Raw genomic sequence first — 23,221 nt, 5'->3', positions numbered from 1 at the left:
GTCGCAGCCGATGTGCGCGCAGCGCATGAAAGCCCTGTGACGTGGCCCCGTGCATCGCCTGCCCCGGTCCCTATGTTGCGGCTATCCACAGGGGCGGCCCTTCAGGGAGGGCCCAAGAACTCGGGGCGAGGATCGGACCCAAGGGATGCTGCAGGCGCTCTCCAACAGGCTGGCCGGGGTGAAGCTCGACCGGCAGATGCTCATTCCGCTGATCGTCGCCTGCGCGCTGTTCATGGAGAACACGGATTCGACGGTCATCGCCACGTCGCTGCCGGCCATTGCCGCCGACATCGGCGAGGATCCGATCGCGCTCAAGCTCGCCCTCACCTCCTACCTGGTGAGCCTGGCCATCTTCATCCCGATCAGCGGCTGGATGGCGGACCGCTTCGGCGCGCGCACGGTGTTCCGCCTCGCCATCGTCGTGTTCATGGGCGGCTCGCTCGCCTGCGCGCTGTCCAATTCGCTCGGCAGCTTCGTCGCCGCCCGCTTTCTGCAGGGCATGGGCGGCTCGATGATGGTGCCGGTCGGCCGCCTCGTGCTGCTGCGGTCGATCCCCAAGGCGCAGCTCGTCTCGGCCCTGGCCTACCTCACCGTGCCGGCCCTGGTCGGGCCGGTGATCGGGCCGCCGCTCGGCGGCTTCATCACCACCTATTTCAACTGGCGCTGGATCTTCTTCATCAACATCCCCATCGGGCTCTTAGGGATCGTGCTAGCCAGCGTGTTCATCGAGAACATCCGCGAGGAGGACGTGGCGCCGCTCGACATCGGCGGCTTCGTCCTGGCGGGCTTCGGCTTCGCGGCGCTGATGCTGGGCTTCGCCAGCGGCGGCCGCCACCTGATCCCGGCGGGCATCTCGGTGGCGCTGGCGGTGTCCGGCGCGGTGTCGCTGGCGCTCTATTATGTCCATTCCCGGCGCGTCGCGGCGCCGCTGCTGAAGCTCGACCTGCTCAAGATCTCCACCTTCCGCACCAACGTGGTGGCGGGCTCGCTCTTCCGCATCGGCGTCGGCGCCATCCCATTCCTGCTGCCGCTGATGCTCCAGCTCGGCTTCGGGCTCAGCCCGGTGCAGTCAGGCCTCATCACCTTCATCTCGGCGGTGGGGGCGCTGTTCATGAAGACGCTCGCCACCCGCGTGCTGCGCCGCTACGGCTTCCGCACCGTGCTGACGGCGAACGCGGTGCTGGCTTCAGCCATGCTCGGGGTCTACGGCTTCTTCACCCCCACCACGTCGATGACGGTGATGCTCGCCGTGCTGTTCGTCGGCGGCTGCCTGCGCTCGCTCCAGTTCACCGCCATCAACGCTATCGGCTACGCCGACGTGGAGGCGCGCGACATGAGCTACGCCACCAGCCTGTCGAGCGTGGCCCAGCAGCTGTCGCTGTCGTTCGGCGTCGCGCTCGGCGCCCTGGTGCTGCAATTGGCCTCCGACCTCAACGGCCACGCCGAGATCCGCGCCGAGGACTTTTGGCCGGCCTTCCTGGTGGTGGCGGCGGTGTCGGCCAGCTCCGTGCTGGTCACCATGGGCCTCGCCCGCGACGCCGGCGCCGAGGTTTCGGGCCACGTGCCGCGCGAGCGCGTCGAGACGCCCGGCGGCGCCCGCCGGCTCACCGCCGAGGCGGTGCAGCAGCACCCGACCGCCGGCGAGACGTGAGGGGGATTCGTCCGTTGGATGGATGGCCGGGTCAAGCCCGGCCATGACGGCCTGTAGCCGACGCGCATCCCTTCCAGCGTCACGGCCGGGCTTGACCCGGCCATCCATCGCCTCAGGAACTCGGCGCAGCCTCGCTGCGTCCCCGGAACCCCGTGGCCAGCACGTAGAGCTCGGCCGAATCGGCGCGGCTGGCAGCCGGCTTGACGTGGCGGACCGTCGCGAAATCGCGCTTCAGGTCGGCCAGCAGGGTGTGCTCGGTGCCGCCCTGCAGCACCTTGGCGAGGAAGGCGCCGCCCGGCGCCAGCACCTGGCGGGCGAAGTCGATGGCCACCTCGGCCAAGCCGACGATGCGCAGGTGGTCGGTCTTCTTGTGGCCGGTGGCGTTGGCGGCCATGTCCGACAGCACCACGTCGGCGGGACCGCCGAGCATGGCGATCAGCCTGTCGGGCGCCTCCGGCGCCAAAAAGTCCAGTTGCACCGTGTCGACCCCGGGCAGCGGGTCCATGGCCAAGAGGTCGATGGCGACGATATGGCCCTTGCCGTCGGCCGCGCCGATGCGCTTGGCCGCCACCTGCGACCAGCCGCCGGGCGCGGCGCCCAGGTCGGCGATGCGCTGGCCGGGCTTGAGCAGCTTGTACTTGTCGTCGATCTCGATCAGCTTGAACGCCGCGCGCGAGCGCCAGCCCTCGCGCTTGGCGCGCTCCACGTAGGGGTCGTTGAGCTGGCGCTCGAGCCATTTCTGCGAGGCGAGCGAGCGTTTCTTGGCGGTCTTCAGCCTGACCTTCAGGCTGCGCTGGCCGCCGCGCGGCGGCTCGCTCACGACGGCCGTCCCTGGCGCCAGACGCCGTCGGCGCGCATCAGCGACATGAGGATCCCCTCGCGCAGGCCACGGTCGGCGATGCGCAGGCGCGGCGACGGGAACGAGCGGCGCAGGCCATCGAGGATGGCGCAGCCGGCCAGCACCAGATCCGCCCGGTCGCGGCCGATGCAGGCGTTGGCCGCCCGCTCCGCATAGCTCGCCCGCCGCAGGCGCCAGACGATGCGGTCCACCTGCCGGTCGGACATCCACAGGCCGTCGACCCGCCGCCGGTCGTAGCGCGGCAGGCGCAGGTGCACCCCGGCGATGGTGGTGACGGTGCCGGAGGTGCCGAGCAGGTGAAAGCCGCGGCGACGGGCGGCCCAGCCGACGCGCGCCCGGAACGGCGCCAGGAGATCCATCACCTCGTCCACCATGTCCTCATAGACCGCCGGCGTCACGTCGTAGCCGCCGTGGCGCTCGGCCAGGGTCACCACGCCCACCGGCAGCGACACCCAGTCCTCGATGCGCTCGCACGGGTCGGCGGCGGACGCGATGCGCGGGCCCAGCAGGCAGGCCACCTCCGTCGAGCCGCCGCCGATATCGAAGACCAGCACCGCGTGGGCGCCGGGGTCGGCCAGGCTGGCGCAGCCGGAGACGGCCAGGAACGCCTCGGTCTTGCGGTCCACCACCTCGAGCGCCAAGCCGGTCTCGGCCTGGACGCGGGCGACGAAGGCCTCGCCGTTGGTCGCCGCCCGGCAGGCCTCGGTGGCGATCAGGCGGGCGCGGGAGACGCCGCGCAGGTCCATCTTGGCGCGGCAGACCTTGAGCGCCTCGATGGCGCGCTCGATGGCGCCGTCGCCGAGGCGGCCGGCGGCGCCGAGCCCCTCACCCAGGCGCACGATGCGGGAGAACGCGTCGACGACGCGAAAATGCGGCTCGGCCGGCTCGGCGATCAACAGCCGGCAGTTGTTGGTGCCGAGGTCGAGCGCCCCATAGGCCACGCCGCGCGCTGCCGACGGCCAGCGCTCGTGCGCCGTGTAGACCCGGCCGGTGGACGGAATCAGCGCCGCTGCAGGCGCGATCGGGCCGTCAAAGGCAAGCGACGCATCGGGCGATGCCGCCGCGACAGCACTCTCGGCCCGAGCCTCCGCGGCGCCTGCTTCGTCACTCGCCGACACTGACACACCCTTCGGCGCAACCGCCCCGCGTTGCGCAAGTTGGCGCCAGCCTATCAGCGGTGCAGCCCGCAGGCCAGCCCGTCGCCCGGCAGAGGCAACACACGGGAGAAGGAGCGGCAGCCGACGGCGGCCTCAGGCGGCGTGCTCCGGCCCGAGAAAGAAGGTGCTCATCATCCCGGCGCCCTTGATCGGCATGGGCCCGCGCGGCTCCACGGCGAAGCCTCCGACGAGCAGCCCGCGCGTCGTCTCGGAGATGTGGATGCGCCCTGCAACCCCATGGGATTCCATGCGGCTGGCGATGTTCACGGTGTCGCCCCAGACGTCGTAGGCCCATTTGCGCTCGCCGATGATGCCGGCCACCACCGGCCCCGAATGCAGCCCGACACGGATGCCGAGCGGCTCGCCGCAGGCGGCGCTCAGGCCCGGCAGCTCGTCCAGCATGGCCTGGGCGAGGCGCGCCGCCACCGGCGCATGGTCGGCCCGCGCCTCCGGCAGGCCCACGGCGACCATGTAGGCGTCGCCGATGGTCTTGATCTTTTCGGCGCCGAATCGGTCGACGAGCCGGTCGAAGGCAGAGAACACGGTGTTGAGCAGCTGCACCAGCGCGCTCGGCTCCAGCCGGCCGGCCATGGGCGTGAAGTTGTCGATGTCGGCGAACAGGATCGTCGCCTCGGGCACCAGGTCGGCGATCAGCGAGGTGCCCTGCTTGATGCGCTCCACCACCGCCGCCGGCAGCACGCTGAGCAGCAGCCGCTCGCTGCGGTCGCGCTCGCGCGCCAGCTCGCTCAGCATCAGCTGCTCGCGGTCGCGCAGGAACTTGGTGTCGAGCGCCGCCGCGATCCGCGCCAGCAGCAGCGTCGTGTCGACCGGCTTGGGCAAATAGTCGAGCGCCCCCGCTTCCACACAGCGGATGACGCTGTCGATGGTGTCGAGGGCCGACATCATGATGACCGGGATGTGCCGGGTCGGCTCGTCCGCCTTGAGCCGGGTGAGCACGTCGTAGCCGGTGATGTCCGGCATCATCAGGTCGAGCAGCACCAGGTCGAACGGCTTGGCCGCGATCGCCGCCAGGGCGGCGGTGCCGTTCTCGGCCAGATCCACCTCGTGGCCCTCGCGGCGCAGCCGGCGGCCGATCACGTCGCGGTTGAGGCCGTTGTCGTCGACGACGAGGATCTTGCCGGCCAGAACGGCGCCCGGCGCGTGGACGCGGGGCGACAGCATGTCCTGGAGCGGCGCCAGGGTCGACGCGTGGCCGAGCCCCAGGGCGCCGGCCGCCAACCCTCCCCCGGGGGCCGCGCCGCCGCCCTGCCCGCCGCTCGCGAAGCTCACCAGCTCGTCGATGCGGCGCAGCATGTCGTCGGCGGCCGCGAGCACGCCGGTCAGGTCGTCGACGAGCTCGGCGTAGCCGCCGTCGTCGGCATCCTCCAGCAACATCTCGCCGTAGCCTTTGATGGCATTGATCGGGGTGCGCAGGTCGTGGCGCACCTTGCCGACGTCGAGGCCGGCGCCGTCGCCGGTGAGCAGATCGGCCAGCAGCCCCTGCAGCGAGCCCGCGGCGCTGAGGATGCGCAGCAGGTCGGCCTTGGGCTCGGCGTAGCCGGCGCGGTCGGCATCCTCGACCATCATCTCGGCATAGCCGGCGATGGCGTTGGCCGGCGCGCTGAACTCCTGGCGGATGTGGGCGAGCAGGGCCCGGTGCGCGGCGTCCGATGCGGCCGTGGCGCTCACGCCGGCCCCGTGGCGCCCACCAGGGCGCGGATCTTCTCGAGCAGCCGCGGCAGCTCCACCGGCTTGGTGTCGAAGTCGTCGCAGCCGATCTCCAGGGCCTTCTCGCGGTCCTGGGCCATGGCATGGGCGGTGAGCGCGATAATGGGGATGGCGCTGGTGGCGGCGTCCCCTTTGAGCAGGCGCGTCGCCTCCCAGCCGTCGAGCACCGGCAGGCTGATGTCCATCAGGATCAGGTCGGGCCGGTCGGCCCGCGCCATGTCGACGCCCTGCTGCCCGTCGACCGCGATGGCGACCTCGAAGCCCTGGCGCGCCAGGCGGCGGGACAGCATGTCCCGGTTCATCTCGTTGTCCTCGACCAACAGAATCCGTGTCATCGTCTCCTCGAGGGCTCCGTCGCCCGGGCTGCGCTCACGCGGTCCTTCACGAGAGCAGGATGATCTATCCTCGAACCATCATCCTGCTCTAAGTCATTCTTTGAGCATGATCTTTTCCAAAAACCGGCAGCCACTTTTTGGGATCATGCTCTAGGCGGCCTGCCCCGGCTTGCGCGCGACAATAGCGGCGAGGGCCGCGGCGAGGCTCTGGCCTGACTGCATGCCCTTGGTGAACACGTGCATGGTTCGCTCGGCCAGGAAGGTCCGCTCTTCGTCCGTCAGGTCCTTGGCGGTCAGCACCACCACCGGCACGTCGAGGCGGGCCGGCGTCGCGCGCATGGCCTCCAGGAAGGCGAAGCCGTCCATCACCGGCATCATCAGGTCGAGCAGGATCAGCGCCGGATTGCCGTTAGCTTCGAGCCACGCCAGCGCCTCCTGGCCGTTGGCCGCCTCCGCCACCTTGAGCCCGGCGCTCTCCACCACCTGCCGGATGAAGCCGCGCACGTCGGCCGCATCCTCGACGATGAGCACGAGCCCGCCGCGCGGCTTGTCGACGACGGCGCGCAGCACCGTGAGCAGGCGCTGGCGGTCGACCGGCTTGGTCATGAACTCCGAGGCGCCCAACGAGTAGCCGAGCGCCCGGTCGTCGACGATGCTGATCATGATCACCGGGATCGGCGCCAGCACCGGGTCCGACTTGAGCATGCCGAGCACCGACCAGCCGTCGACGTGCGGCATCACCACGTCGAGCGTGATCACGTCCGGCGGCGTGGCGCGGGCGATGCGCATAGCCTCCTCGCCGTTGCGCGCGTGCAGGATGCGATAGTTGTCGCGCACCAGCGTGGCGGTCAGCACGTCGTGCACGACGGGATCGTCGTCGACCACCAGCACGGTCGGCCCCGTGGCCGCCGCCGTGCGGCCGGCCAGCGGCGAGCGGCCCGGAGCGGCCGTAGCCGCGCCGGCGTCGGGCAGCACGATGGTGAAGGTCGAGCCCGTGCCGGGCTTGCTGGTCACGTCGATCGAGCCGCCCAGCATGATGCAGAAATGCTTGGTGATGGTGAGGCCGAGACCGGTGCCGCCGTAGTTGCGGGTGGTCGACGAATCGGCCTGGGTGAAAGCCTGGAACAGCCGGCCGATCTGCTCCTCGCTCATGCCGATGCCGCTGTCGGTCACGCTGAAGCGGATACGGCGGACGCCGTCGGCCCCGGGCTCCGCCGCCACGTCGAGCTTCACCTCGCCGGACTTGGTGAACTTGGCGGCGTTGGAGAGCAGGTTGAGCAGGCTCTGGCGGACCTTGGTCAGGTCGGTCGACATGGCGCCGATATCCGGCGGGCAGTGGATCACCAGCCGGTTCTGGTTGGCGTGCATGAGCGGCTGCACCAGGGTCGAGACGTCGCCGACCAGCTTCTGGACGTCGACGTCCTCCAGGAAGATGTCGAGCCGTCCCGCCTCGATCTTGGACAGGTCGAGGATGTCGTTGATCAGCCCGAGCAGGTGCTTGCCGGCCGTCTGGATCTTGCGCAGGTCCGGCTGGCTGTCCTCGTCGCCGCGGTCGACCGCATCCTCCAGCAGGATCTCGCTGTAGCCGATGATGGCGTTGAGCGGCGTGCGCAGCTCGTGGCTCATGTTGGCGAGGAAGGACGATTTGGTACGCGAGGCCTCCTCGGCGGCGGCGCGCGCCCGCTCCGCCTCGTCGCGGGCCGTGTGGATCTCGCGGGCGTTGTCGCGGAACACCGCCAGCGCCCGGCTCATGTCACCGAGCTCGTCCGGCCGCGCCGACGGGATCGGCGCGGCAAGGTCGCCGCGCGCGATGGCCAGCATGCTGCCGGCCAGCTCGACCAGCCGATGCACCATGTAGCGGATCACGAACAGCCAGACGACGAGGATCGCGAGCGCCAGGCTCAGCCCGGCGATGATCAGCAGCCACAGGCGGCTCGCGGCAATCCCCTGCACGGTCGCCGCCGACGCCAGGTCCGCATCGGTCTCGGCGGTGCCGACGAGGTTGCTGACCTCATCGCTCAGCCGGCGGCCGATCGCCTGAAACGCCGCCTGCCGCACCCCCGCGGTCGCCTGCGCGGCAAGCTCGGCCCGACGCAGGTCGAACAGGCCGGCCTGTCCCTCGCCGAGATGGAGCAGGTTGTCGACGGCGCCCCTCACCTGCTGGAAGCGCTCCGATGCGATCTTCGACTTGGAGGCCACCACGTCGAGGCTGCGGCGCAGCCGATCCCCCGCCGCCCGGAACTGGTCCTGCAACGGCACCAGCAGCTCCGGCTCGTCGATCGTCGCAACCTGCTTGAGCAGGGTGGCGATGGTGGCGATGGTGGTGCGCGCCTCGTAGATCGCCTGCAGCAACGGCAGTTGCTGGGTGCTGATGCCCTCGACCGCCTGGCTGCGGCCCTGGGCGACGTCCTCCAGCGTCAGCGTCACATCGAAGATGATCTCGTCGGCGAGCGGCGCCAGCAGACGCGACAGCGCGTCGGTGGCGGGCGTCACCGCCGCCGTCGCCGCGGCGCGCCGCGCGCCGATCGCCACCTTCTCCTGCACGGTCTGGTTGAGCCGGGTCGTCTCGCCGTCGATGTCCTCGACCAGCGGCTTGAGCCGGCCGACCTGCGGGGTCATGCCGGCGCTCTGCTGCAACTGATCGAGCAGCCGCCTGACTTCGGCGGTCTGGGCCTTGAGCGTCGCCAGTCGCGCCGTGCGCTGGCTGTCGCCTCCCGCCCGGGCGAGCTCGGCCGCGCTGGCCGCGGCCTGCGCGGTCGCGGTCTCGAGCTCCAGCGAGATCGAGACCGCCGGCAGGCTGCGGCCCGTCAGCCGGTCGATGACGCGGCCGAGGTCGGCGAGCCGCACCCAGGCGACGATGGTCGCCACCACCGTCAGCGCCGAGATCAGCGCAAAGGCCAGCAGCAGGCGGCCGGCGATGCTTTCATACCAGCGGCGGCGCGGCGCGGGCCCGCCCTCGGCGACAGCTGTCATTTCCGCAATCCGCTGAGATCCGCCACGGGCACCACCTGCCCGCCCTTGAGCATGGTCAGGTAGACCTCGTCCATGCCCTGGTTGTCGGTGGGGCCGAACGTGAGGCGAAGCCCGTCGAGGTCGAACTGCGGCTTGGCGTAGATGGTGTCGAGGAAGCGCTGGCGGGTGACGTCGAGCCCGGTGCGGTCGAGAATATCGATGACCATGCGGCCGACGACGTAGCCCTCGAGCGAGACATAGCCCGGCTGGGTGTCCGGCGCCGAGCGCTTGAGCGCGTCGAGATAGCTGGCGACGATCTTGACGGAGCGGTCGCGCGGGAACGGCATCACCTGGGTCACCACGACGTTGTCGCCCTCGGGCCCGAGCTCCTGGGCCAGGCTATCGGCGCCGACGAAGCTCACCGTCAGCATCGCCGCGCCGAGCTTGAGGCGCTTGGCCACGCGCACGATCTCCGCCACCGGCTGATAGGGGCCGATCAGGATCACCGCCTGCGGGTCGGCGCTGCGCACCTGGAGCAGGCCGGCACGCACGGCCGTGGTGTTGCGCTCGAAGGTGCCCTCGGCCACCAGCTTCATGTCGCGCCGGGCGAGCGCCCGCACGGTGCCTTCGTACCCGGCGCGGCCGAAGGCGTCGTCCTGGTAGAGGATGGCGATGCGCGTCAGGCCGAGGTCGCCGGTGAGCCGCTTCACCATCTCCTCGGTCTCCTGGAAGTAGGAACCGCGCAGGTTGACCACGGTGCGCTGGAACGGCGTGCGCAGCAGCTCGGCGCCGGTGAAGGCGCCGATGAACGGCACGCCCGCCTGCTCGGCGATCGGCTTCGTCGCCGCCGAGGTCGGCGTGCCCACCGCGCCGATCAGCGCGAACACCTGGTCGGCGCCGATCAACTGCTTGGCCGCGGCGATCGCCCGGTCCGGCTCGTAGCCGTCGTCCACCGATTTCAGCTCGAGCTGGCGGCCGCCGACGCCGCCGGCCGCGTTGACCTCGGCGAACGCCGCGAGAAGCCCCGCGCGCATGCCCTGGCCCAGGCCGCGCGCCGGCCCGTCCAGGGCGGCCACCTGGCCGAACAGGATGCGGTCGGCGCTGACGCCGTCCTCGGCGTGCGCCGCCGCCGGCGCCATGGCGAGCACCATCGCAAGCGTGGCGACGCGTGCCCACGATGACCGCAACGACGCCATGATCGCCGCCATGTTCGTCCCCCCGATTCGGCCGCGCCCCGCGCTCACCATGTTCCGAGTGTGGAACGTGTGTCCACCGGTGAGCACCTGGGTCCCCCATCGGCCCAAAGCCCGCGCCCCGCTCAAATTATGCTCTTGGCCGCGACAACGGCGCAAGCGGCGCTTGCAACAGCCCGCTTGCCCTCCGGTCCGGGCCGCCTTAGCTGAGCGCATGCTGCACTTCAGCTCCCTCGGCATCGACATCGCCTTCGTCGACCTGCCCGCGCCGGATGGCGCCCACGGCGACCCGATCCTGCTCGTGCACGGCTTCGCCTCCAACCATTCGGTCAACTGGGTCTATCCGGGCTGGACCACGACCTTGCGCCGGGCGGGCTTCCGGGTGATCGCGCTCGACAACCGCGGGCACGGCCAGAGCCAGAAGCTCTACGATCCGGCCGCGTACGCCTCCGAGCTGATGGCCGACGACTGCCGCAACCTGCTCGATCACCTCGGCGTCGAGCGGGCCGACGTGATGGGCTATTCCATGGGCGCGCGCATCACCGCCCATCTCGCCCTGCACCACCCGGACCGGGTGCGTTCGGCCATCCTCGGCGGCCTGGGCATCCGCCTCGTCGACGGGGTCGGCCTGCCGGTCGGCATCGCCGATGCGCTCGAGGCGCCTTCGGCCGAAGGCCTGACCGATCCGCAGCAGCGCATGTTCCGCAACTTCGCCGAGCAGACCCGCAGCGACCTCAGGGCGCTGGCCGCCTGCATGCGCGGCACCCGCCAGACGCTGACCCGCGACGAGGTCTACCAGATCGGCGTGCCGACGCTCATCGCCGTCGGCACCACCGACAACATCGCCGGCTCGCCCCACGAGCTCGCCGCGCTGATGCCGAACGCCCGCGCCTTCGACATCGTCGGCCGCGACCACAACCTCGCCGTCGGCGACAAGACCCACAAGGCGGCGGTGCTGGAGTTTTTGGCCGAACGGCCGTGACGGAGGCCTCGGAGGGTGGGGCCACGCGTTCGAAATCGCGCCAGCTGCGCCAGCTTCCGCCGAATCTACGATTTCAGGCGCAGGACGATCCCAGGCCACGACGGCAGAGCTTCGTTGTCGTAGGAGAGGCGGTATTGGGGGCACGACGTTCGTATCGGCGCATTGCCCAGGATAGGGTGTTGGCTGCAAGCCAGCACCCTAACGCAATCATTCGTCCTATCTCGGGCACGGCGAGGGCAGGCTGCGGCGCTACGGGCCGATCTTGCCGTTGCCCCATTGCCGCTGCCTTTGGCTCAGGGTGAACTTGTCGAGGTGCCGAAGACCATCGACTTGCCAGATATGATGCGTCATGACCAGCGGTAACTACTCCGACCTTTTTGCCCTTCGTTGCATCATCGACCATGGCAGCTTTGTTGCGGCAGCCAGAGAGCTCCGCGTGTCTCGCTCCACGTTGAGCGAGACGATCCGACGGCTGGAGCGGGACATCGGCGTTCAGCTTCTGAACCGGACGACGCGCAGCGTCAGCCCAACGCCGGCGGGCGAACGTCTGGCTGCAAGATTTGGGGTGGCGTTCCAGGAAATCGAGGCAGCCATCGGCGAAGCCAGCGCTATGGGCGCTGAAGTTGTCGGGCCGGTGCGCGTTCACGCCCAGCGTCTGGGCTACAAACTCTTCCTGCGGCCGCTGCTGCCAGAATTCATCCGCCGCTTCCCCCGGATCAGCGTCGAGGTCCAGATCGACGATGCCGGCATCGATATCGTCTCGAACCGCTTTGATGTGGCGATACGCTTGGGCGAGATGTTGGATCAGGATGTGATCGCCTTCCCGCTTCAGCCCGCTATACGGCAGATCGCCGTCGCTGCGCCGACCTATCTCGATCGGTATGGCCTGCCGCAACATCCTCAAGCGCTTCGCGATCATCTCTGCATCTGTTTCCGTTGGCCGGGCCATGACGCCCTATACAACTGGGAGTTCTTCGAGAACGGCGTTTGGTTCTCCGTCCCGGTATCCGGCCCCTTGATCTTCAACGATCAGCGGGCGGCGCTAGATGCCGCCATTGCGGGCGCGGGCATCGCGTTCTGGGTCGAGAGCGAAGTTCAGCCGTATGTGGAGGACGGCAAGCTCGTGCCGCTTCTGACGGACTATTGTGCAGCCTTCCCCGGCTTTGCGCTCTATTACCCTCCCCACCGTCATCGATCGGCTGCGGTCTTGGCGTTCATTTCCGCGGTGCGAGAAGCGGCAAAGACATGAGTGATTATACCGCCATCCCCGAACAATCTATGCGAAATCCGGGGTATTCACCGAACGATTCGAAAGGCCCAAATGCCAGCCTGCACATCGCAGGAGGCTGTCATGGATACGGAACTCGCAGTAAGAGATTTCGAGGGTAAGGTCGCAATCGTAACCGGCGCGGCAAGCGGGATTGGCCGCGCCACGGTGGAGTTGCTTCACGCGCGCGGCGCATCGATCATCGCGGAAGATCGTGATCCGCATGTCAATACTCTCGCCCAGCCCCGGGTCGTCCCGTTGCTCGCCGACGTCACGGAAGAGAGCGCCGCCTCGCAAGCCGTGGCAACGGCCATGGAGCAGTTCGGCAGACTGGATGTCCTGGTCAACAACGCTGGTATCATCATCAACAAGCTGGTGGTGGACATGACCCTTGAAGATTGGGACAGCATCTTTGCCGTCAATATTCGAGGAGTGTTCCTGCATTCGCGCGAAGCGATGCGCGCGATGATGCCGGCCCGGAGCGGTGCGATCGTCAACGTGGGTTCCTATGCATGCTTTCAGACATTTCCTTCGATCGCAGCCTACGCCGCATCGAAGGGCGCACTGGCGCAGTTCACCCGGACGTTAGCGGTGGAAGCGATCGAGCACGGCATTCATGTGAACGCCGTGGGCTCGGGAGACACTGTGACCAATATCCTCAATCATATCCACGAGGATGGCGCATCGGCGCTCGCCGACTACGGCAGGCATGCCCCGATCGGACGCGCGGCTCAGCCCGAGGAGATCGCCAAGGTGATCGCCTTCCTCGCTTCTGATCAGGCCAGCTTCATGGTCGGATCGATCACAATGGCTGATGGCGGTAAGAGCGTGGTCCTTCCGGCCTGAGGGCAAATGGGTGCGCTTCCGGCATCCGGCCGCGCACCCTTTAGGCGAGATCGCCATGCACGTCCGATGCCATTCCGCGCTCGCAGGCAGCGGCAATAGCTGCGTCGAGGCTCGGGGGAACAGGTCGCTACAGACTGCGTTCGCAGAGAGGATATGCGCGGGCCAGGAGCGCCGATTGATCACCGACCTCTGGTACAAGAACGCCGTCGTCTACTGCCTCTCGGTCGAGAGCTTCATGGATTCCGACGGCGACGGCGTCGGCGATTTCCGCGGCCTGATGCGGCGGCTCGATTATCTGCACGGTCTCGGCGTCACCGCGGTGTGGCTGATGCCCTTCCAGACCTCGCCGCGGCGCGACGACGGCTACGACGTGTCCGACTATTACAGCGTCGACCCGCGCTACGGCACGCTCGGCGACTTCGTCGAGTTCACCCACGGGGCCAAGCAGCGCGGCATGCGGGTGCTGATCGACCTCGTCGTCAACCACACCTCCAACGAGCATCCCTGGTTCGAGGCGGCGCGGTCGGACCCGCATTCGCCCTACCGCGACTGGTACGTCTGGTCGAAGACGAAACCGCCCAACGCCGACCAGGGCATGGTCTTCCCCGGCGTGCAGACCACCACGTGGACCTGGGACGACGCCGCCAAGGCGTATTACTTCCATCGCTTCTACGCGTTCCAGCCCGATCTCAACACCGCCAACCCGCGCGTGCAGGCCGAGATCCTGAAGATCATGGGGTTCTGGATCCAGCTCGGCGTGTCCGGCTTCCGCATGGACGCGGTGCCGTTCGTCATTTCCGAGAAGGGGCCGCGGGCCGGCAACAGGCCGGTCGAGCACTTCGACATGCTGCGCTCGTTCCGCGAGTTCCTGCAATGGCGCAAGGGCGACAGCGTCATCCTGGCGGAGGCGAACATCCTGCCCAGGGACGACATGCAGTACTTCGGCGCCGACGGCGACCGCATGCAGATGATGTTCAACTTCCAGGTCAACCAGCACCTGTTCTACGCACTCGCCGCGGCCGACACCCGGCCGCTGAGGACGGCGCTCCGGCAGACCAGGCCGGAGTACGATACCGCCCAATGGGGCCTGTTCCTGCGCAACCACGACGAGCTCGATCTCGGCCGGCTGAGCCCCAGGCAGCGGCAGACCGTGTTCGACGCCTTCGGCCCCGACCCATCGATGCAGCTCTATGACCGCGGCATCCGCCGGCGCCTGGCGCCCATGCTGATGGGCGACCGCCGGCGGCTGGAGCTCGCCTACAGCGTGATGTTCACCCTGCCCGGCACGCCGGTGATCCGTTACGGCGACGAGATCGCCATGGGCGATGATCTGGAGCTGCCCGAGCGCAACTGCGCGCGCACCCCGATGCAATGGTCGGACGAGCCGCAGGCCGGCTTCAGCACCGCAAAGAAGACCTTCCTGCCGGTGATCTCCAGCGGCGGCTACGGCTACGCCCAGGTCAACGTCGCCCAGCAGCGGCGCGACCCCAACTCGTTCCTGAACTGGCTGGAACGGATCATCCGCATGCGCCAGGAGGTGCCCGAAGTCGGCTGGGGCGGGTTCCGGTTCGTCGCCATCCGCGACGCGGGGGTGCTGGGCCTGCGCTACGACTGGCGCGACAACGCCGCGCTGTTCCTCCACAACTTCCACGCCGACGGCTGCAGCGTCAGCTTTCGCAGCGGCGCGCGCCGGGGCGAGCCCGACAAGCTCGTCAACCTGCTCTCCAACGATCACAGCGAGGCGGACAGGCACGGTCGCCACCACGTCACCTTGGAGCCCTACGGCTACCGCTGGTATCGGGTCGGCGGGCTCGACGATGTCATCCACCGCACCGAGATGTGAATGCCGGCTTCTAGATTCGCGGGGATGCCCGACATGGCGCGATGGTGGCAGAGCGGAACGATCTACCAGGTCTATCCGCGCTCGTTTCAGGACACCGACGGCGACGGCATCGGCGATCTCGAGGGCATCCGGCAGCGGCTCGATCATCTCGTCGGGCTCGGCGTCGACGCCGTCTGGATCTCGCCGTTCTACCCCTCGCCGATGGCGGACTTCGGCTACGACGTCGCCGACTACTGCGGCGTCGATCCGATGTTCGGCACGCTCGACGACTTCGACCGGCTGGTCGCCGACGCGCACGGGCGCGGGCTGAAGGTCATCCTGGATTTCGTGCCCAACCACACCTCCGAGCGGCATCCGTGGTTCAAGGAGAGCCGCGGCGGGCGCGACAGCGCCAGGCGCGACTGGTACATCTGGCGCGACCCCGCCCCGGACGGCGGTCCGCCCAACAATTGGATCAGCACCTTCGGCGGCAGCGCCTGGGAATACGACGCCGCCTCGGGCCAGTACTATTACCATGCCTTCCTGAAGGAGCAGCCCGACCTGAACTGGCGCAATCCGCACGTGCGCGCCGCCATGAACGACGTGCTGCGCTTCTGGCTGGACCGCGGCGTCGACGGCTTTCGCGTCGACGTCATCTGGCACCTGATCAAGGACGCCACCTTCCGTGACAATCCGGACAACCCGGCCTTCGCCGAGGGCCAGACGGACAGCGCCCGCTTCCTGCCGGTCCATTCCGCCGACCAGCCCGAGGTCTTCGACGTCATCAGCGAGATACGGGCGACGGTCGAAGCCTATGGCGACCGTGTCCTGATCGGCGAGATCTACCTGCCGCTGGAACGGCTGATGGCCTACTACGGCCACGACCTCTCGGGCGTGCACCTGCCGTTCAACTTCCAGCTCATCCTGACGGCCTGGAACGCCCGCGGCCTGGCCGAGCTGATCGACACCTACGAGCGCTCGCTGCCGGACGGTGGCTGGCCCAACTGGGTGCTGGGCAACCACGACCAGCACCGCGTGGCAAGCCGCATCGGCGCCGCCCAGGCGCGCGTCGCCGCCATGCTGCTGCTCACGCTACGCGGCACGCCGACGATCTATTACGGCGACGAGATCGGCATGGTCGACGGCGCAATCCCGCCCGAGGCCGTGCAGGATCCGTGGGAAAAGAACGAGCCTGGCCTCGGCCTCGGCCGTGATCCGGAGCGGACGCCGATGCGCTGGACCACGGCCGCGAACGCCGGCTTCACCTCAGGAACGCCCTGGCTTCCCATCGGGCCGATCGAGGCAGCCAACGTGGAGGACGAGGCAGGGGCTTCCACCTCCATGCTCGCGCTGCACCGCCGGCTGCTGGCGCTGCGCCGGGCCCACGAGGCCCTGTCGCTCGGCAGCTTCGAGAGCGTCGCCGCCACCGGCGACGTGCTGGCCTATCGGCGGCGCCTCGGCGGCGAGATGCTGCTGATCGTGCTGAACCTCGGCCACGAGCCGGTCGCCGTGGACGGCCTCGGCCGGCACCGGGCGATTCTGTCCACCCACCTCGACCGCGAGGAGACGACGGCGAGCGACACCATCGCGCTGCGCCCCGACGAAGGCCTGATCCTGGTGCCCTGACGGGCGGAACGCCGGCGCGTCGTGCGCATCGCGCGCCCGGCATTGATCGGCCCGCGAAAAATTTTTCTCCCCACGCCACCTTGAAGAAAAAATTCTCTAATTTCACTCCGACATAGCAAGATTATCTTTCAAATTGGTTCGCCGAGCCGGCTCATACCGCAACTTTTATTGACGGTAGGGGTGTCCTGTACTCATATGAGCGCGGTCGCACCGGCCCGCGGGCGAGCGGCGACACGCCCGAGCGTATTCGTGAACTGGCGTATTCGTGAACTGGCCCGCATCTGGTCGAAAGCCGGAGTCGCATCAATGCAGCATTTGCCCCGGCCCGCGTCTTCGCCGCTCCCGCCCCGGCGGGCTCGTACGTCGCGCGATCGCTGTCGGTCGTAAGGTCCTCACACGACGAACCCGAGACCTTAACCGTATAGCGCCGCCACCAAACCGCGCCCGCAGGCCGACATCGCCTGCCCGTTCAGGCCATGCCCGCCATGGCGCTGGACGCGAGAACCCGTGCGTGCCGGCGGCAGGAGAGACCATGTCGACCGCAGTTTCCGAGGCCCCCATCACCGCCGAGGCGGGCGGGGCTAGTGCCTACATCATCGAGATCGCCGGCACGGCCGCCGGCATCGTCGCCGCCGACCGGCGCGGCTTTCGGTTCCATTCGGCGGCCGGCCGCTTCAACGCCATCGACGGGCACAGCTTCCGCACCCCGGCCGAGGCGGAGCGGGCCGCCCGCCGCCTGTTCCACCGGCGCGCCGACATCCGGCACGCGGGGCTCAACCAGGCCGCAGGAGGCCTGCGATGAGCGCACTCAGGCTCGTCGCCTTGAGCGGCAATACCCGCCGTCCCTCCAAGACACGCGAGCTGGCCGCCACCGCCGCACGAGCGGTGGCGCGCCGGCGCAGCGTACGGCTGGAGCTGTACGACCTGGTCGACATCGGCCCCGGGCTCGGCGCCTTCAGCCGCGACCGGCTGCCGATCGCGGCCACGGCGATCCTGGCGGCCATCGAGAACGCCGACGCGCTGATCGTGACCACGCCGGTCTACAAGGGCTCCTACGCCGGCCTGCTGAAGCACCTGATCGACTTCATCGATCCGCCGGCGCTCATCGGCAAGCCGGTGCTGCTCGGCGCCACCGGCGGCGGACACCGCCACAGCCTCGTGGTCGAGCACCAGCTGCGGCCACTGTTCGGCTTCTTCAGCGCGCTGTCCGTGCCCACCGCCGTCTACGCCGGCGACCCGGACTTCATCGACGGCAAGCTGACCGATGCCACCATCCTCGACCGGCTCGACCAGGCCGCAGCCGAGCTCGCGGCGCTCGCATCCGCCGTCTCCCCCTCTTCCGCGCCGACCCGCGACGTCGCCTGATCCCGGATAGACCCATGTGGACCAAACGCACCCTCCTTGCCTCGGCCACCGCCGCGGCGTTCGCCCTGGCGCTTCCGGCCGCGTCCGGCCGGGCGGCGGAACCGGCTCCGGCCGAGTTCCGCATCGGCTTCCAGAAGGCCGGCGTCTCCATCATCGCTCGCCAGCAGCAGGTCATCGAGAAGCGCCTGAAGGAGCTCGGCGTCGAGAACGTCAAATGGGTCGAATTCCAGTTCGGCCCACCGATGCTGGAGGCCTTGGGCGTCGGCTCGATCGACATCGGCACCGTCGGCGACACGCCGCCGATCTTCGCCCAGGCCGCCGGCGCCAACGTCACCTACGCCGCCTCCAGCCCGGGGGCCCAGCACGCGATCCTGGTGCCGAACGACTCGCCCCTCAAGACCGTCGCCGACCTCAAGGGCAAGAAGGTCGCCATCCCGCGCGGCTCCAGCGCCCACAACGTCATCGTCCAGGCGCTGGCGGCCAACGGCCTGTCGTTCGCCGACATCACGCCGGTGTACCTGACGCCCGCCGACGCGATCGCCGCCTTCTCGCGGAGCGCGGTCGACGCCTTCGTGATCTGGGATCCGTTCTACGCCCTGGTCGAGCTCAAGCAGAACGGCCGCCCGCTCGCGGGCACCGACAAGATCCCGGCGACCAACTCGTTCTACCTCGCCAACAAGGATTTCGCGAAGCAGCACCCCACCGTGCTCAAGGCTGCACTCGAGGAGTTCGGCAAGGTCACCGACTGGGTGGCCCAGCATCGCGACGAGACGGCGGCGGCAACGTCGGCCGCCACCGGCCTCGATCCGCAGGCCAACAAGCGGGCCATCGAGCGGGCGACGATTTCGCTCGGGCCGATCACGCCGAAGATCGTCGAGCAGCAGCAGAAGATCGCCGACACCTTCTTCGAGCTGGGGCTGATCCCCAAGAAGATCGTCGTCAAGGACGCCATCTGGGTGGCGCCGCAGAGCTGACCGTCAACCACCGTCGAGGTGCGGCGCACCGAGCGCCGCACCACCACTTCGGTATGGAGAACCTCGTGTCCGTTGTCCCCATCGCCGCCCGGCCGGCCGATCCGCTGAACTTCTTCTGGTTCATTCCGACCCACGGCGACGGCTCCTACCTGGGCTCGGAGACCCAGCAGCGCCCGTCCGATTTCGGCTACTTCAAGGAGGTGGCCAGCGCCGTCGATCGCCTCGGCTTCCAGGGCGTGCTGCTGCCGACCGGTCAGAACTGCGTCGATTCCTGGATCACCGCGGCGGGCCTGGCGACGGCGACGGAGCGGCTGAAGTTCCTGGTGGCGCTGCGCCCCGGCGTCGTCTCGCCGTCGTTCGCGGCGCGGCAGACCGCGGCGCTCGACCGGCAGACCAACGGCCGCCTGCTGCTCAACGTGGTCGTCGGCGGCAACCCGACCGAGCTCGCCGGTGACGGCGTCTTCCTCGACCACGACGAGCGCTATGTTCAGGCGGCCGAGTTCCTCACCATCTGGCGGCGGCTGCTCGAGGGCGACACCGTCGACTTCGACGGCAAGCACTACAAGGTCGCCGGCAGCCGCCTGGACTTCCCGGCCGCCCAGCAGCCGCATCCGCCGCTCTATATCGGCGGCTCATCCGATGCCGGCATCGAGCTCGCGGCCGAGCACACCGAGCTCTACCTCACCTGGGGCGAGCCGGTCGACGCCGTCGCCGACAAGATCGAGCGCGTGCGCGCCGCGGCCGCCCGGCGTGGCCGCCGCATGCGCTTCGGCATCCGCCTGCACTTCATTGTGCGCGAGACCAACGAGGAGGCGTGGGCAGCCGCCGACCGGCTGATCAGCCGCATCTCCGACGATCAGATCGCCCATGCCCAGAGCCGCCTGCGGGCGCTCTCCGACTCGGTCGGCCAGCGGCGCATGCTGGAGCTGCACGGCGGGCGTCGGGACAAGCTCGAGGTGGCGCCCAACCTGTGGGCCGGCGTCGGCCTGGTGCGTGGCGGGGCGGGCACGGCGCTCGTCGGCGACCCGGCAACGGTGGCCGAGCGCCTGCGTGAATACCAGGCGGCCGGCATCGATACGGTGATCGGCTCGGGCTACCCGCATCTGGAGGAATCCTACCGCGTCGCCGAGCTGCTGTTCCCGCAGCTCGGCATCCAACGCCACCACGCGAGCTACCGGCCCAGCGTCCACAACGAGTTCGCGGTCGGCGCCGCCAGACTGACGGCTGCATCATGAGCGACACCACCCTGCAGACGGCCGCCGAAGAGGCGGTGGAGAAACCCCGCAGCCGTCCGCTGTCGAGCTGGATTCCGAGCAGCGCCATCGGCTGGCTGGTGCCGGCGCTGCTGATTGCCGTCTGGGAGCTGCTGTCGCGGCTGGGCCAGATCCCCGCCAACGTGCTGCCGGCGCCGAGCGCTGTGGCCGCCGCGGCGGTGCGCCTGACCGCCACCGGCGAGCTGCAGCACAACATCGGCGTCAGCGCGCTCAGGGCGCTGAGCGGCTTCCTCATCGGCGGCGGCGTCGGGCTGGCCTTCGGGCTGGCCAACGGGCTGTCGGCGCTCAGCGAGAAGCTCACCGACACGACCCTGCAGATGGTGCGCAACGTGCCGCATCTGGCCCTCATCCCGCTCGTCATCCTGTGGTTCGGCATCGACGAGGAAGCCAAGCTGTTCCTGGTGGCGCTCGGCGTGTTCTTCCCGATCTACATCAACACCCTGCACGGCATCCGCAGCGTCGATCCGCAGCTGATCGAGATGGGCCGCATCTACGGCATGGGCTCGTGGGAGCTGTTCTGGCGGGTGATCCTGCCCGGCGCCCTGCCCTCCATGTTCGTCGGCCTGCGCTACGCCCTCGGCATCATGTGGCTGACGCTGATCGTCGCCGAGACCATCGCCGCGTCCTCGGGCATCGGCTACATGGCCATGCAGGCGCGCGAGTTCCTGCTCGTCGACGTGGTCGTGCTGTCGATCCTGATCTACGCCTTGCTCGGCAAGCTGGCCGACAGCATCGCGCGGTTCCTGGAGCGGCTCTCCCTGCAATGGCACCCGGCCTACCGCCGGTAGGTAGAGCCCGATCGCAAGGCGTGAGCAGCGGCCTTGGGCCGGATCGCGCCAAACAAAACCGAGAGTGGAGCGATGCCGCCAAGCGACGTCGCTCCGCACCGACCATCAACCGATAGGGACAACACCATGAATGCGGTCGCAGCGGCGATCAGCCGGCGCGAGGGGCGCTTCCCCATCGCGGCACCCACCCGCGCCAACGGGAGCGCCCGCGGCGTGCCGGTGACGCTGCGAGGCCTCGCCAAGTCGTTCGGCCCCAAGCAGGTCCTCACGGCGGTGGACCTGCACATCCCGGCCGGCCAGTTCGTCGCCGTGGTCGGCAAGAGCGGCTGCGGCAAGAGCACGTTGCTCCGCCTCATCGTCGGCCTGGAGCAGGCGACGGCCGGGCGCGTGCTCATCGATGCCGACGAGGGCCGCTCGTCGGGCGCGCGCATCATGTTCCAGGAACCGCGGCTGCTGCCCTGGGCGCGGGTGCGCGGCAACGTCGAGGTCGGCCTCGACCGCAGCCTGTCGGCGGCGGAGCGCCGACTCAAGGCCCAGGACACCCTGGCCGAGGTCGGCCTGGCCGACCGCGGCGACGAGTGGCCGGCGGTGCTCTCCGGCGGCCAGAAGCAGCGCGTCGCGCTGGCGCGGGCCCTCGCCAGCCACCCGCGGCTGCTCGCCCTCGACGAGCCGCTCGGCGCGCTGGACGCGCTGACCCGCATCGACATGCAGCGTCTGATCGAGCGGGTCTGGCAGCAGCAGGGCTTCACCGCCGTATTGGTGACCCACGACGTCGCCGAGGCCATCGCGCTGGCGGACCGCATCCTGGTGATCGACCAGGGCAAGATCTCGGCCGATCTGGCCATCGAGGCTCCCCGCCCCCGCCATCGCGGCGACCCGGCACTGGCGGCCCTGGAAGGCCGCATCCTCGACAGCCTGTTCAACGATCAGGGCAGCGGGATCTGAAGCGCCGCGCTATTGAGCGGGCTCGCCCGATCGCGAAAGAAGCGATTGTCCGAGAATGCGGAGCGCTTGGGCATTCGTCTGCGCCACGTTGAAGCGCATGAGATCGGTGGCCGACTGCGTGACGCTGAAGACGTTGCCCGGGGCGAGAACGACCCGTTCGCGCAGCGCGGCTTTCGCGACCTCGGCCGCATCCCGACCGTCGGGCAGGCGACACCAGAGATAGAAGCCGCCGCGCGGCAGTGTCCACGGCCGGACGCCAACCCCTTCGAGCTGCACGACGATCTCCCGGCGGCGCTTCGCCAGGCGGTTGCGCAGGCCGGCCAGGTGCTTGCGGTAGCTGCCATCGCTCAGCGTCCTGAGCACGATCTCGGCCGCGACAGGGCTCGGCCCCCCGAAGCTCGTCGCCACCTGGAGATCGACGAGGCCGTCAATGCAGTCCGGCGGAGCGACGATGTAACCGCAGCGTATGGAGGCCGACAGGGTCTTGGAGAAGCTGCCGATCCGGATCACGCGCGAGAGTCCGTCGAGCGAGGCGAGCCGCGGGGACGGCTCCGGCTCGAAGTCGGCGAAGATCTCGTCCTCGACGATGGTGAGGCCGTGAGCCGCCGCGGCAGTCAGGATCCGGTGGGCGGTCTGGGGTGAGAGCGAGGCACCGGTCGGGTTGTGGATGGCTGCGTTGGTCACGTAGAGCCGCGGCCGATGGGTCGCGAGCGCTTCGTTGAAGAGCGCGACGTCCGGCCCGGTCGGCGTGTAAGGGACACTCACGATCCTGGCCCGGTGGGCGCGCAGCAGCGCCTGGAAATTGAAGTAGCAGGGATCGTCGACCAGGACGGTGTCGCCGGGATTCAGCAGGAAACGGCAGAGCAGATCGATCGCCTGCGTGCCGGACGCCGTCAGGAGGATCTGGTCGGGCGCCACCTCGATCCCCTCGGCGGCGAACTGGCGGACGAGGAGCCGACGCAGCGCGAGGGATCCGTGCGTGGCACCATAGTCCGCAAGCATTGCGTCGTCGGCTCTGGCCAGCGCGCGGAGCGCCCGCCGGATCGTGGCGTTGGGCATCCAGTCGGGCGGAAGCCAGCCGCATCCGGGACGCAGCATCTCGGGCCCGGCATCGAGCGACTGCCGCGACACCCACAGGGGATCGATGGCGCGGTCGAGCCGCGGCGCCACGTCTGCCAGCGCCACGGGCGGCCAGGCGCCGGCCACGAAGAAGCCGGAGCCCGGACGGGACCGGATCAGCCCTTCCGCCGCGAGGCGGTCGTAAGCCTCCACGACGGTCGACGGCGAGACCTGCATGTCGCGGGCGAACTTCCGGATCGACGGGAGCTTCTCGCCGGCCGTCAGGGCCCTGTTGGCCAGACGCCGGCGGATGACGGCCATGACCCGCTCCGTGCGCGGGGCGGTCACCTGCTCCTCGGTCTCGCGGGGCACCAACTGTATGGCTCCTGTCATCCATA

The 23,221-nt window shown here is 69.3% G+C and carries 19 protein-coding genes; 12 read left to right on the top strand and 7 right to left on the bottom strand.

Translation table 11 applies throughout. The features are described from left to right. Nucleotides 1-145 precede the first annotated feature (145 nt). A complete protein-coding gene (locus ACZ5PO_RS21745; RefSeq protein ID WP_464183835.1) occupies nucleotides 146-1,651 on the top strand; it encodes a DHA2 family efflux MFS transporter permease subunit in 1,506 nt (501 codons plus the stop codon). Between the two features lie 112 nt (nucleotides 1,652-1,763). Here ACZ5PO_RS21745 and ACZ5PO_RS21740 read toward each other — a convergent pair whose 3' ends face one another. The 6 genes from ACZ5PO_RS21740 to ACZ5PO_RS21715 all read right to left on the bottom strand — a co-directional run bounded on the left by ACZ5PO_RS21740 (nucleotide 1,764) and on the right by ACZ5PO_RS21715 (nucleotide 9,890). Continuing rightward, entirely contained in the window at nucleotides 1,764-2,471 is a 708-nt protein-coding gene (locus ACZ5PO_RS21740) for an RlmE family RNA methyltransferase (protein WP_464183834.1), read from the bottom strand. Continuing rightward, complete coding sequence (locus tag ACZ5PO_RS21735) at nucleotides 2,468-3,451, bottom strand: Ppx/GppA phosphatase family protein (RefSeq protein ID WP_464196982.1); 984 nt, start codon at nucleotides 3,449-3,451, stop codon at nucleotides 2,468-2,470. Before ACZ5PO_RS21735 ends, ACZ5PO_RS21740 begins: the two co-directional genes overlap by 4 nt. A gap of 309 nt (nucleotides 3,452-3,760) precedes the next feature. Beyond that, nucleotides 3,761-5,356, bottom strand: a complete 1,596-nt coding sequence (locus ACZ5PO_RS21730) for an adenylate/guanylate cyclase domain-containing protein (protein WP_464183832.1) — start codon at nucleotides 5,354-5,356, stop codon at nucleotides 3,761-3,763. Next, complete coding sequence (locus ACZ5PO_RS21725; RefSeq protein WP_464183830.1) at nucleotides 5,353-5,730, bottom strand: response regulator; 378 nt, start codon at nucleotides 5,728-5,730, stop codon at nucleotides 5,353-5,355. Before ACZ5PO_RS21725 ends, ACZ5PO_RS21730 begins: the two co-directional genes overlap by 4 nt. A gap of 150 nt (nucleotides 5,731-5,880) precedes the next feature. Next, on the bottom strand, nucleotides 5,881-8,703 hold the full coding sequence (locus ACZ5PO_RS21720) for a response regulator (RefSeq protein WP_464183828.1): 2,823 nt from the start codon (nucleotides 8,701-8,703) through the stop codon (nucleotides 5,881-5,883). Continuing rightward, complete coding sequence (locus tag ACZ5PO_RS21715; RefSeq protein WP_464183827.1) at nucleotides 8,700-9,890, bottom strand: ABC transporter substrate-binding protein; 1,191 nt, start codon at nucleotides 9,888-9,890, stop codon at nucleotides 8,700-8,702. Before ACZ5PO_RS21715 ends, ACZ5PO_RS21720 begins: the two co-directional genes overlap by 4 nt. A 199-nt stretch (nucleotides 9,891-10,089) precedes the next feature. On the opposite strand from ACZ5PO_RS21715, the gene ACZ5PO_RS21710 reads away from it, so the two are divergent. The 11 genes from ACZ5PO_RS21710 to ACZ5PO_RS21660 all read left to right on the top strand — a co-directional run bounded on the left by ACZ5PO_RS21710 (nucleotide 10,090) and on the right by ACZ5PO_RS21660 (nucleotide 21,764). Further along, entirely contained in the window at nucleotides 10,090-10,857 is a 768-nt protein-coding gene (locus ACZ5PO_RS21710; RefSeq protein WP_464183826.1) for an alpha/beta fold hydrolase, read from the top strand. Between the two features lie 349 nt (nucleotides 10,858-11,206). After that, nucleotides 11,207-12,106, top strand: coding sequence for a LysR family transcriptional regulator (locus tag ACZ5PO_RS21705; protein WP_464183825.1), 900 nt, complete (start codon nucleotides 11,207-11,209; stop codon nucleotides 12,104-12,106). Between the two features lie 102 nt (nucleotides 12,107-12,208). Then, nucleotides 12,209-12,970, top strand: a complete 762-nt coding sequence (locus ACZ5PO_RS21700) for an SDR family NAD(P)-dependent oxidoreductase (protein WP_464183824.1) — start codon at nucleotides 12,209-12,211, stop codon at nucleotides 12,968-12,970. A 175-nt stretch (nucleotides 12,971-13,145) separates the two neighbouring features. Next, entirely contained in the window at nucleotides 13,146-14,813 is a 1,668-nt protein-coding gene (locus tag ACZ5PO_RS21695; protein WP_464183823.1) for an alpha-amylase family protein, read from the top strand. Between the two features lie 24 nt (nucleotides 14,814-14,837). Further along, nucleotides 14,838-16,418, top strand: coding sequence for an alpha-amylase family glycosyl hydrolase (locus ACZ5PO_RS21690; RefSeq protein ID WP_464196980.1), 1,581 nt, complete (start codon nucleotides 14,838-14,840; stop codon nucleotides 16,416-16,418). A 532-nt stretch (nucleotides 16,419-16,950) separates the two neighbouring features. Further along, on the top strand, nucleotides 16,951-17,220 hold the full coding sequence (locus ACZ5PO_RS21685; protein WP_464183821.1) for a hypothetical protein: 270 nt from the start codon (nucleotides 16,951-16,953) through the stop codon (nucleotides 17,218-17,220). Then, the gene (msuE, locus tag ACZ5PO_RS21680) at nucleotides 17,217-17,783 is read left to right on the top strand and encodes an FMN reductase (RefSeq protein WP_464183819.1); all 567 of its coding nucleotides are present in this window, start codon (nucleotides 17,217-17,219) and stop codon (nucleotides 17,781-17,783) included. Before ACZ5PO_RS21685 ends, msuE begins: the two co-directional genes overlap by 4 nt. Nucleotides 17,784-17,797: 14 nt before the next feature. Further along, nucleotides 17,798-18,757: an aliphatic sulfonate ABC transporter substrate-binding protein gene (locus ACZ5PO_RS21675; protein ID WP_464183818.1), complete on the top strand. Its 960-nt coding sequence runs from the start codon at nucleotides 17,798-17,800 to the stop codon at nucleotides 18,755-18,757. A gap of 65 nt (nucleotides 18,758-18,822) precedes the next feature. Further along, the gene (ssuD, locus tag ACZ5PO_RS21670) at nucleotides 18,823-19,992 is read left to right on the top strand and encodes an FMNH2-dependent alkanesulfonate monooxygenase (protein ID WP_464183817.1); all 1,170 of its coding nucleotides are present in this window, start codon (nucleotides 18,823-18,825) and stop codon (nucleotides 19,990-19,992) included. Then, nucleotides 19,989-20,819 carry an ABC transporter permease subunit gene (locus tag ACZ5PO_RS21665; RefSeq protein ID WP_464183816.1) on the top strand — a complete coding sequence of 277 codons (831 nt, stop codon included), beginning with the start codon at nucleotides 19,989-19,991 and terminating at the stop codon, nucleotides 20,817-20,819. Before ssuD ends, ACZ5PO_RS21665 begins: the two co-directional genes overlap by 4 nt. 126 nt (nucleotides 20,820-20,945) lie before the next feature. After that, nucleotides 20,946-21,764: an ATP-binding cassette domain-containing protein gene (locus tag ACZ5PO_RS21660; protein ID WP_464183815.1), complete on the top strand. Its 819-nt coding sequence runs from the start codon at nucleotides 20,946-20,948 to the stop codon at nucleotides 21,762-21,764. A 9-nt stretch (nucleotides 21,765-21,773) separates the two neighbouring features. Here the strand turns inward: ACZ5PO_RS21660 and ACZ5PO_RS21655 are convergent, their stop codons facing one another. After that, nucleotides 21,774-23,144, bottom strand: a complete 1,371-nt coding sequence (locus tag ACZ5PO_RS21655; protein ID WP_464196978.1) for an aminotransferase-like domain-containing protein — start codon at nucleotides 23,142-23,144, stop codon at nucleotides 21,774-21,776. Between the last annotated feature and the right edge of the window lie 77 nt (nucleotides 23,145-23,221).

The organism is Chelatococcus sp. KU-N122 (assembly GCF_055391085.1).
Note: the sequence above shows the minus strand (reverse complement) of the source record. Positions and strands in the feature narration are given on the sequence as shown.

What these genes read in the sequence shown, in the direction of transcription:
- ACZ5PO_RS21745 (WP_464183835.1), top strand. Translation starts at nt 146, where the DNA reads ATGCTGCAGGCGCTCTCCAACAGGCTGGCCGGGGTGAAGCTCGACCGG.
- ACZ5PO_RS21725 (WP_464183830.1), bottom strand. Translation starts at nt 5,730, where the DNA reads ATGACACGGATTCTGTTGGTCGAGGACAACGAGATGAACCGGGACATG.
- ACZ5PO_RS21720 (WP_464183828.1), bottom strand. Translation starts at nt 8,703, where the DNA reads ATGACAGCTGTCGCCGAGGGCGGGCCCGCGCCGCGCCGCCGCTGGTAT.
- ACZ5PO_RS21715 (WP_464183827.1), bottom strand. Translation starts at nt 9,890, where the DNA reads ATGGCGGCGATCATGGCGTCGTTGCGGTCATCGTGGGCACGCGTCGCC.
- ACZ5PO_RS21710 (WP_464183826.1), top strand. Translation starts at nt 10,090, where the DNA reads ATGCTGCACTTCAGCTCCCTCGGCATCGACATCGCCTTCGTCGACCTG.
- ACZ5PO_RS21705 (WP_464183825.1), top strand. Translation starts at nt 11,207, where the DNA reads ATGACCAGCGGTAACTACTCCGACCTTTTTGCCCTTCGTTGCATCATC.
- ACZ5PO_RS21700 (WP_464183824.1), top strand. Translation starts at nt 12,209, where the DNA reads ATGGATACGGAACTCGCAGTAAGAGATTTCGAGGGTAAGGTCGCAATC.
- ACZ5PO_RS21690 (WP_464196980.1), top strand. Translation starts at nt 14,838, where the DNA reads ATGCCCGACATGGCGCGATGGTGGCAGAGCGGAACGATCTACCAGGTC.
- ACZ5PO_RS21685 (WP_464183821.1), top strand. Translation starts at nt 16,951, where the DNA reads ATGTCGACCGCAGTTTCCGAGGCCCCCATCACCGCCGAGGCGGGCGGG.
- msuE (WP_464183819.1), top strand. Translation starts at nt 17,217, where the DNA reads ATGAGCGCACTCAGGCTCGTCGCCTTGAGCGGCAATACCCGCCGTCCC.
- ACZ5PO_RS21675 (WP_464183818.1), top strand. Translation starts at nt 17,798, where the DNA reads ATGTGGACCAAACGCACCCTCCTTGCCTCGGCCACCGCCGCGGCGTTC.
- ACZ5PO_RS21665 (WP_464183816.1), top strand. Translation starts at nt 19,989, where the DNA reads ATGAGCGACACCACCCTGCAGACGGCCGCCGAAGAGGCGGTGGAGAAA.
- ACZ5PO_RS21660 (WP_464183815.1), top strand. Translation starts at nt 20,946, where the DNA reads ATGAATGCGGTCGCAGCGGCGATCAGCCGGCGCGAGGGGCGCTTCCCC.
- ACZ5PO_RS21655 (WP_464196978.1), bottom strand. Translation starts at nt 23,144, where the DNA reads ATGGCCGTCATCCGCCGGCGTCTGGCCAACAGGGCCCTGACGGCCGGC.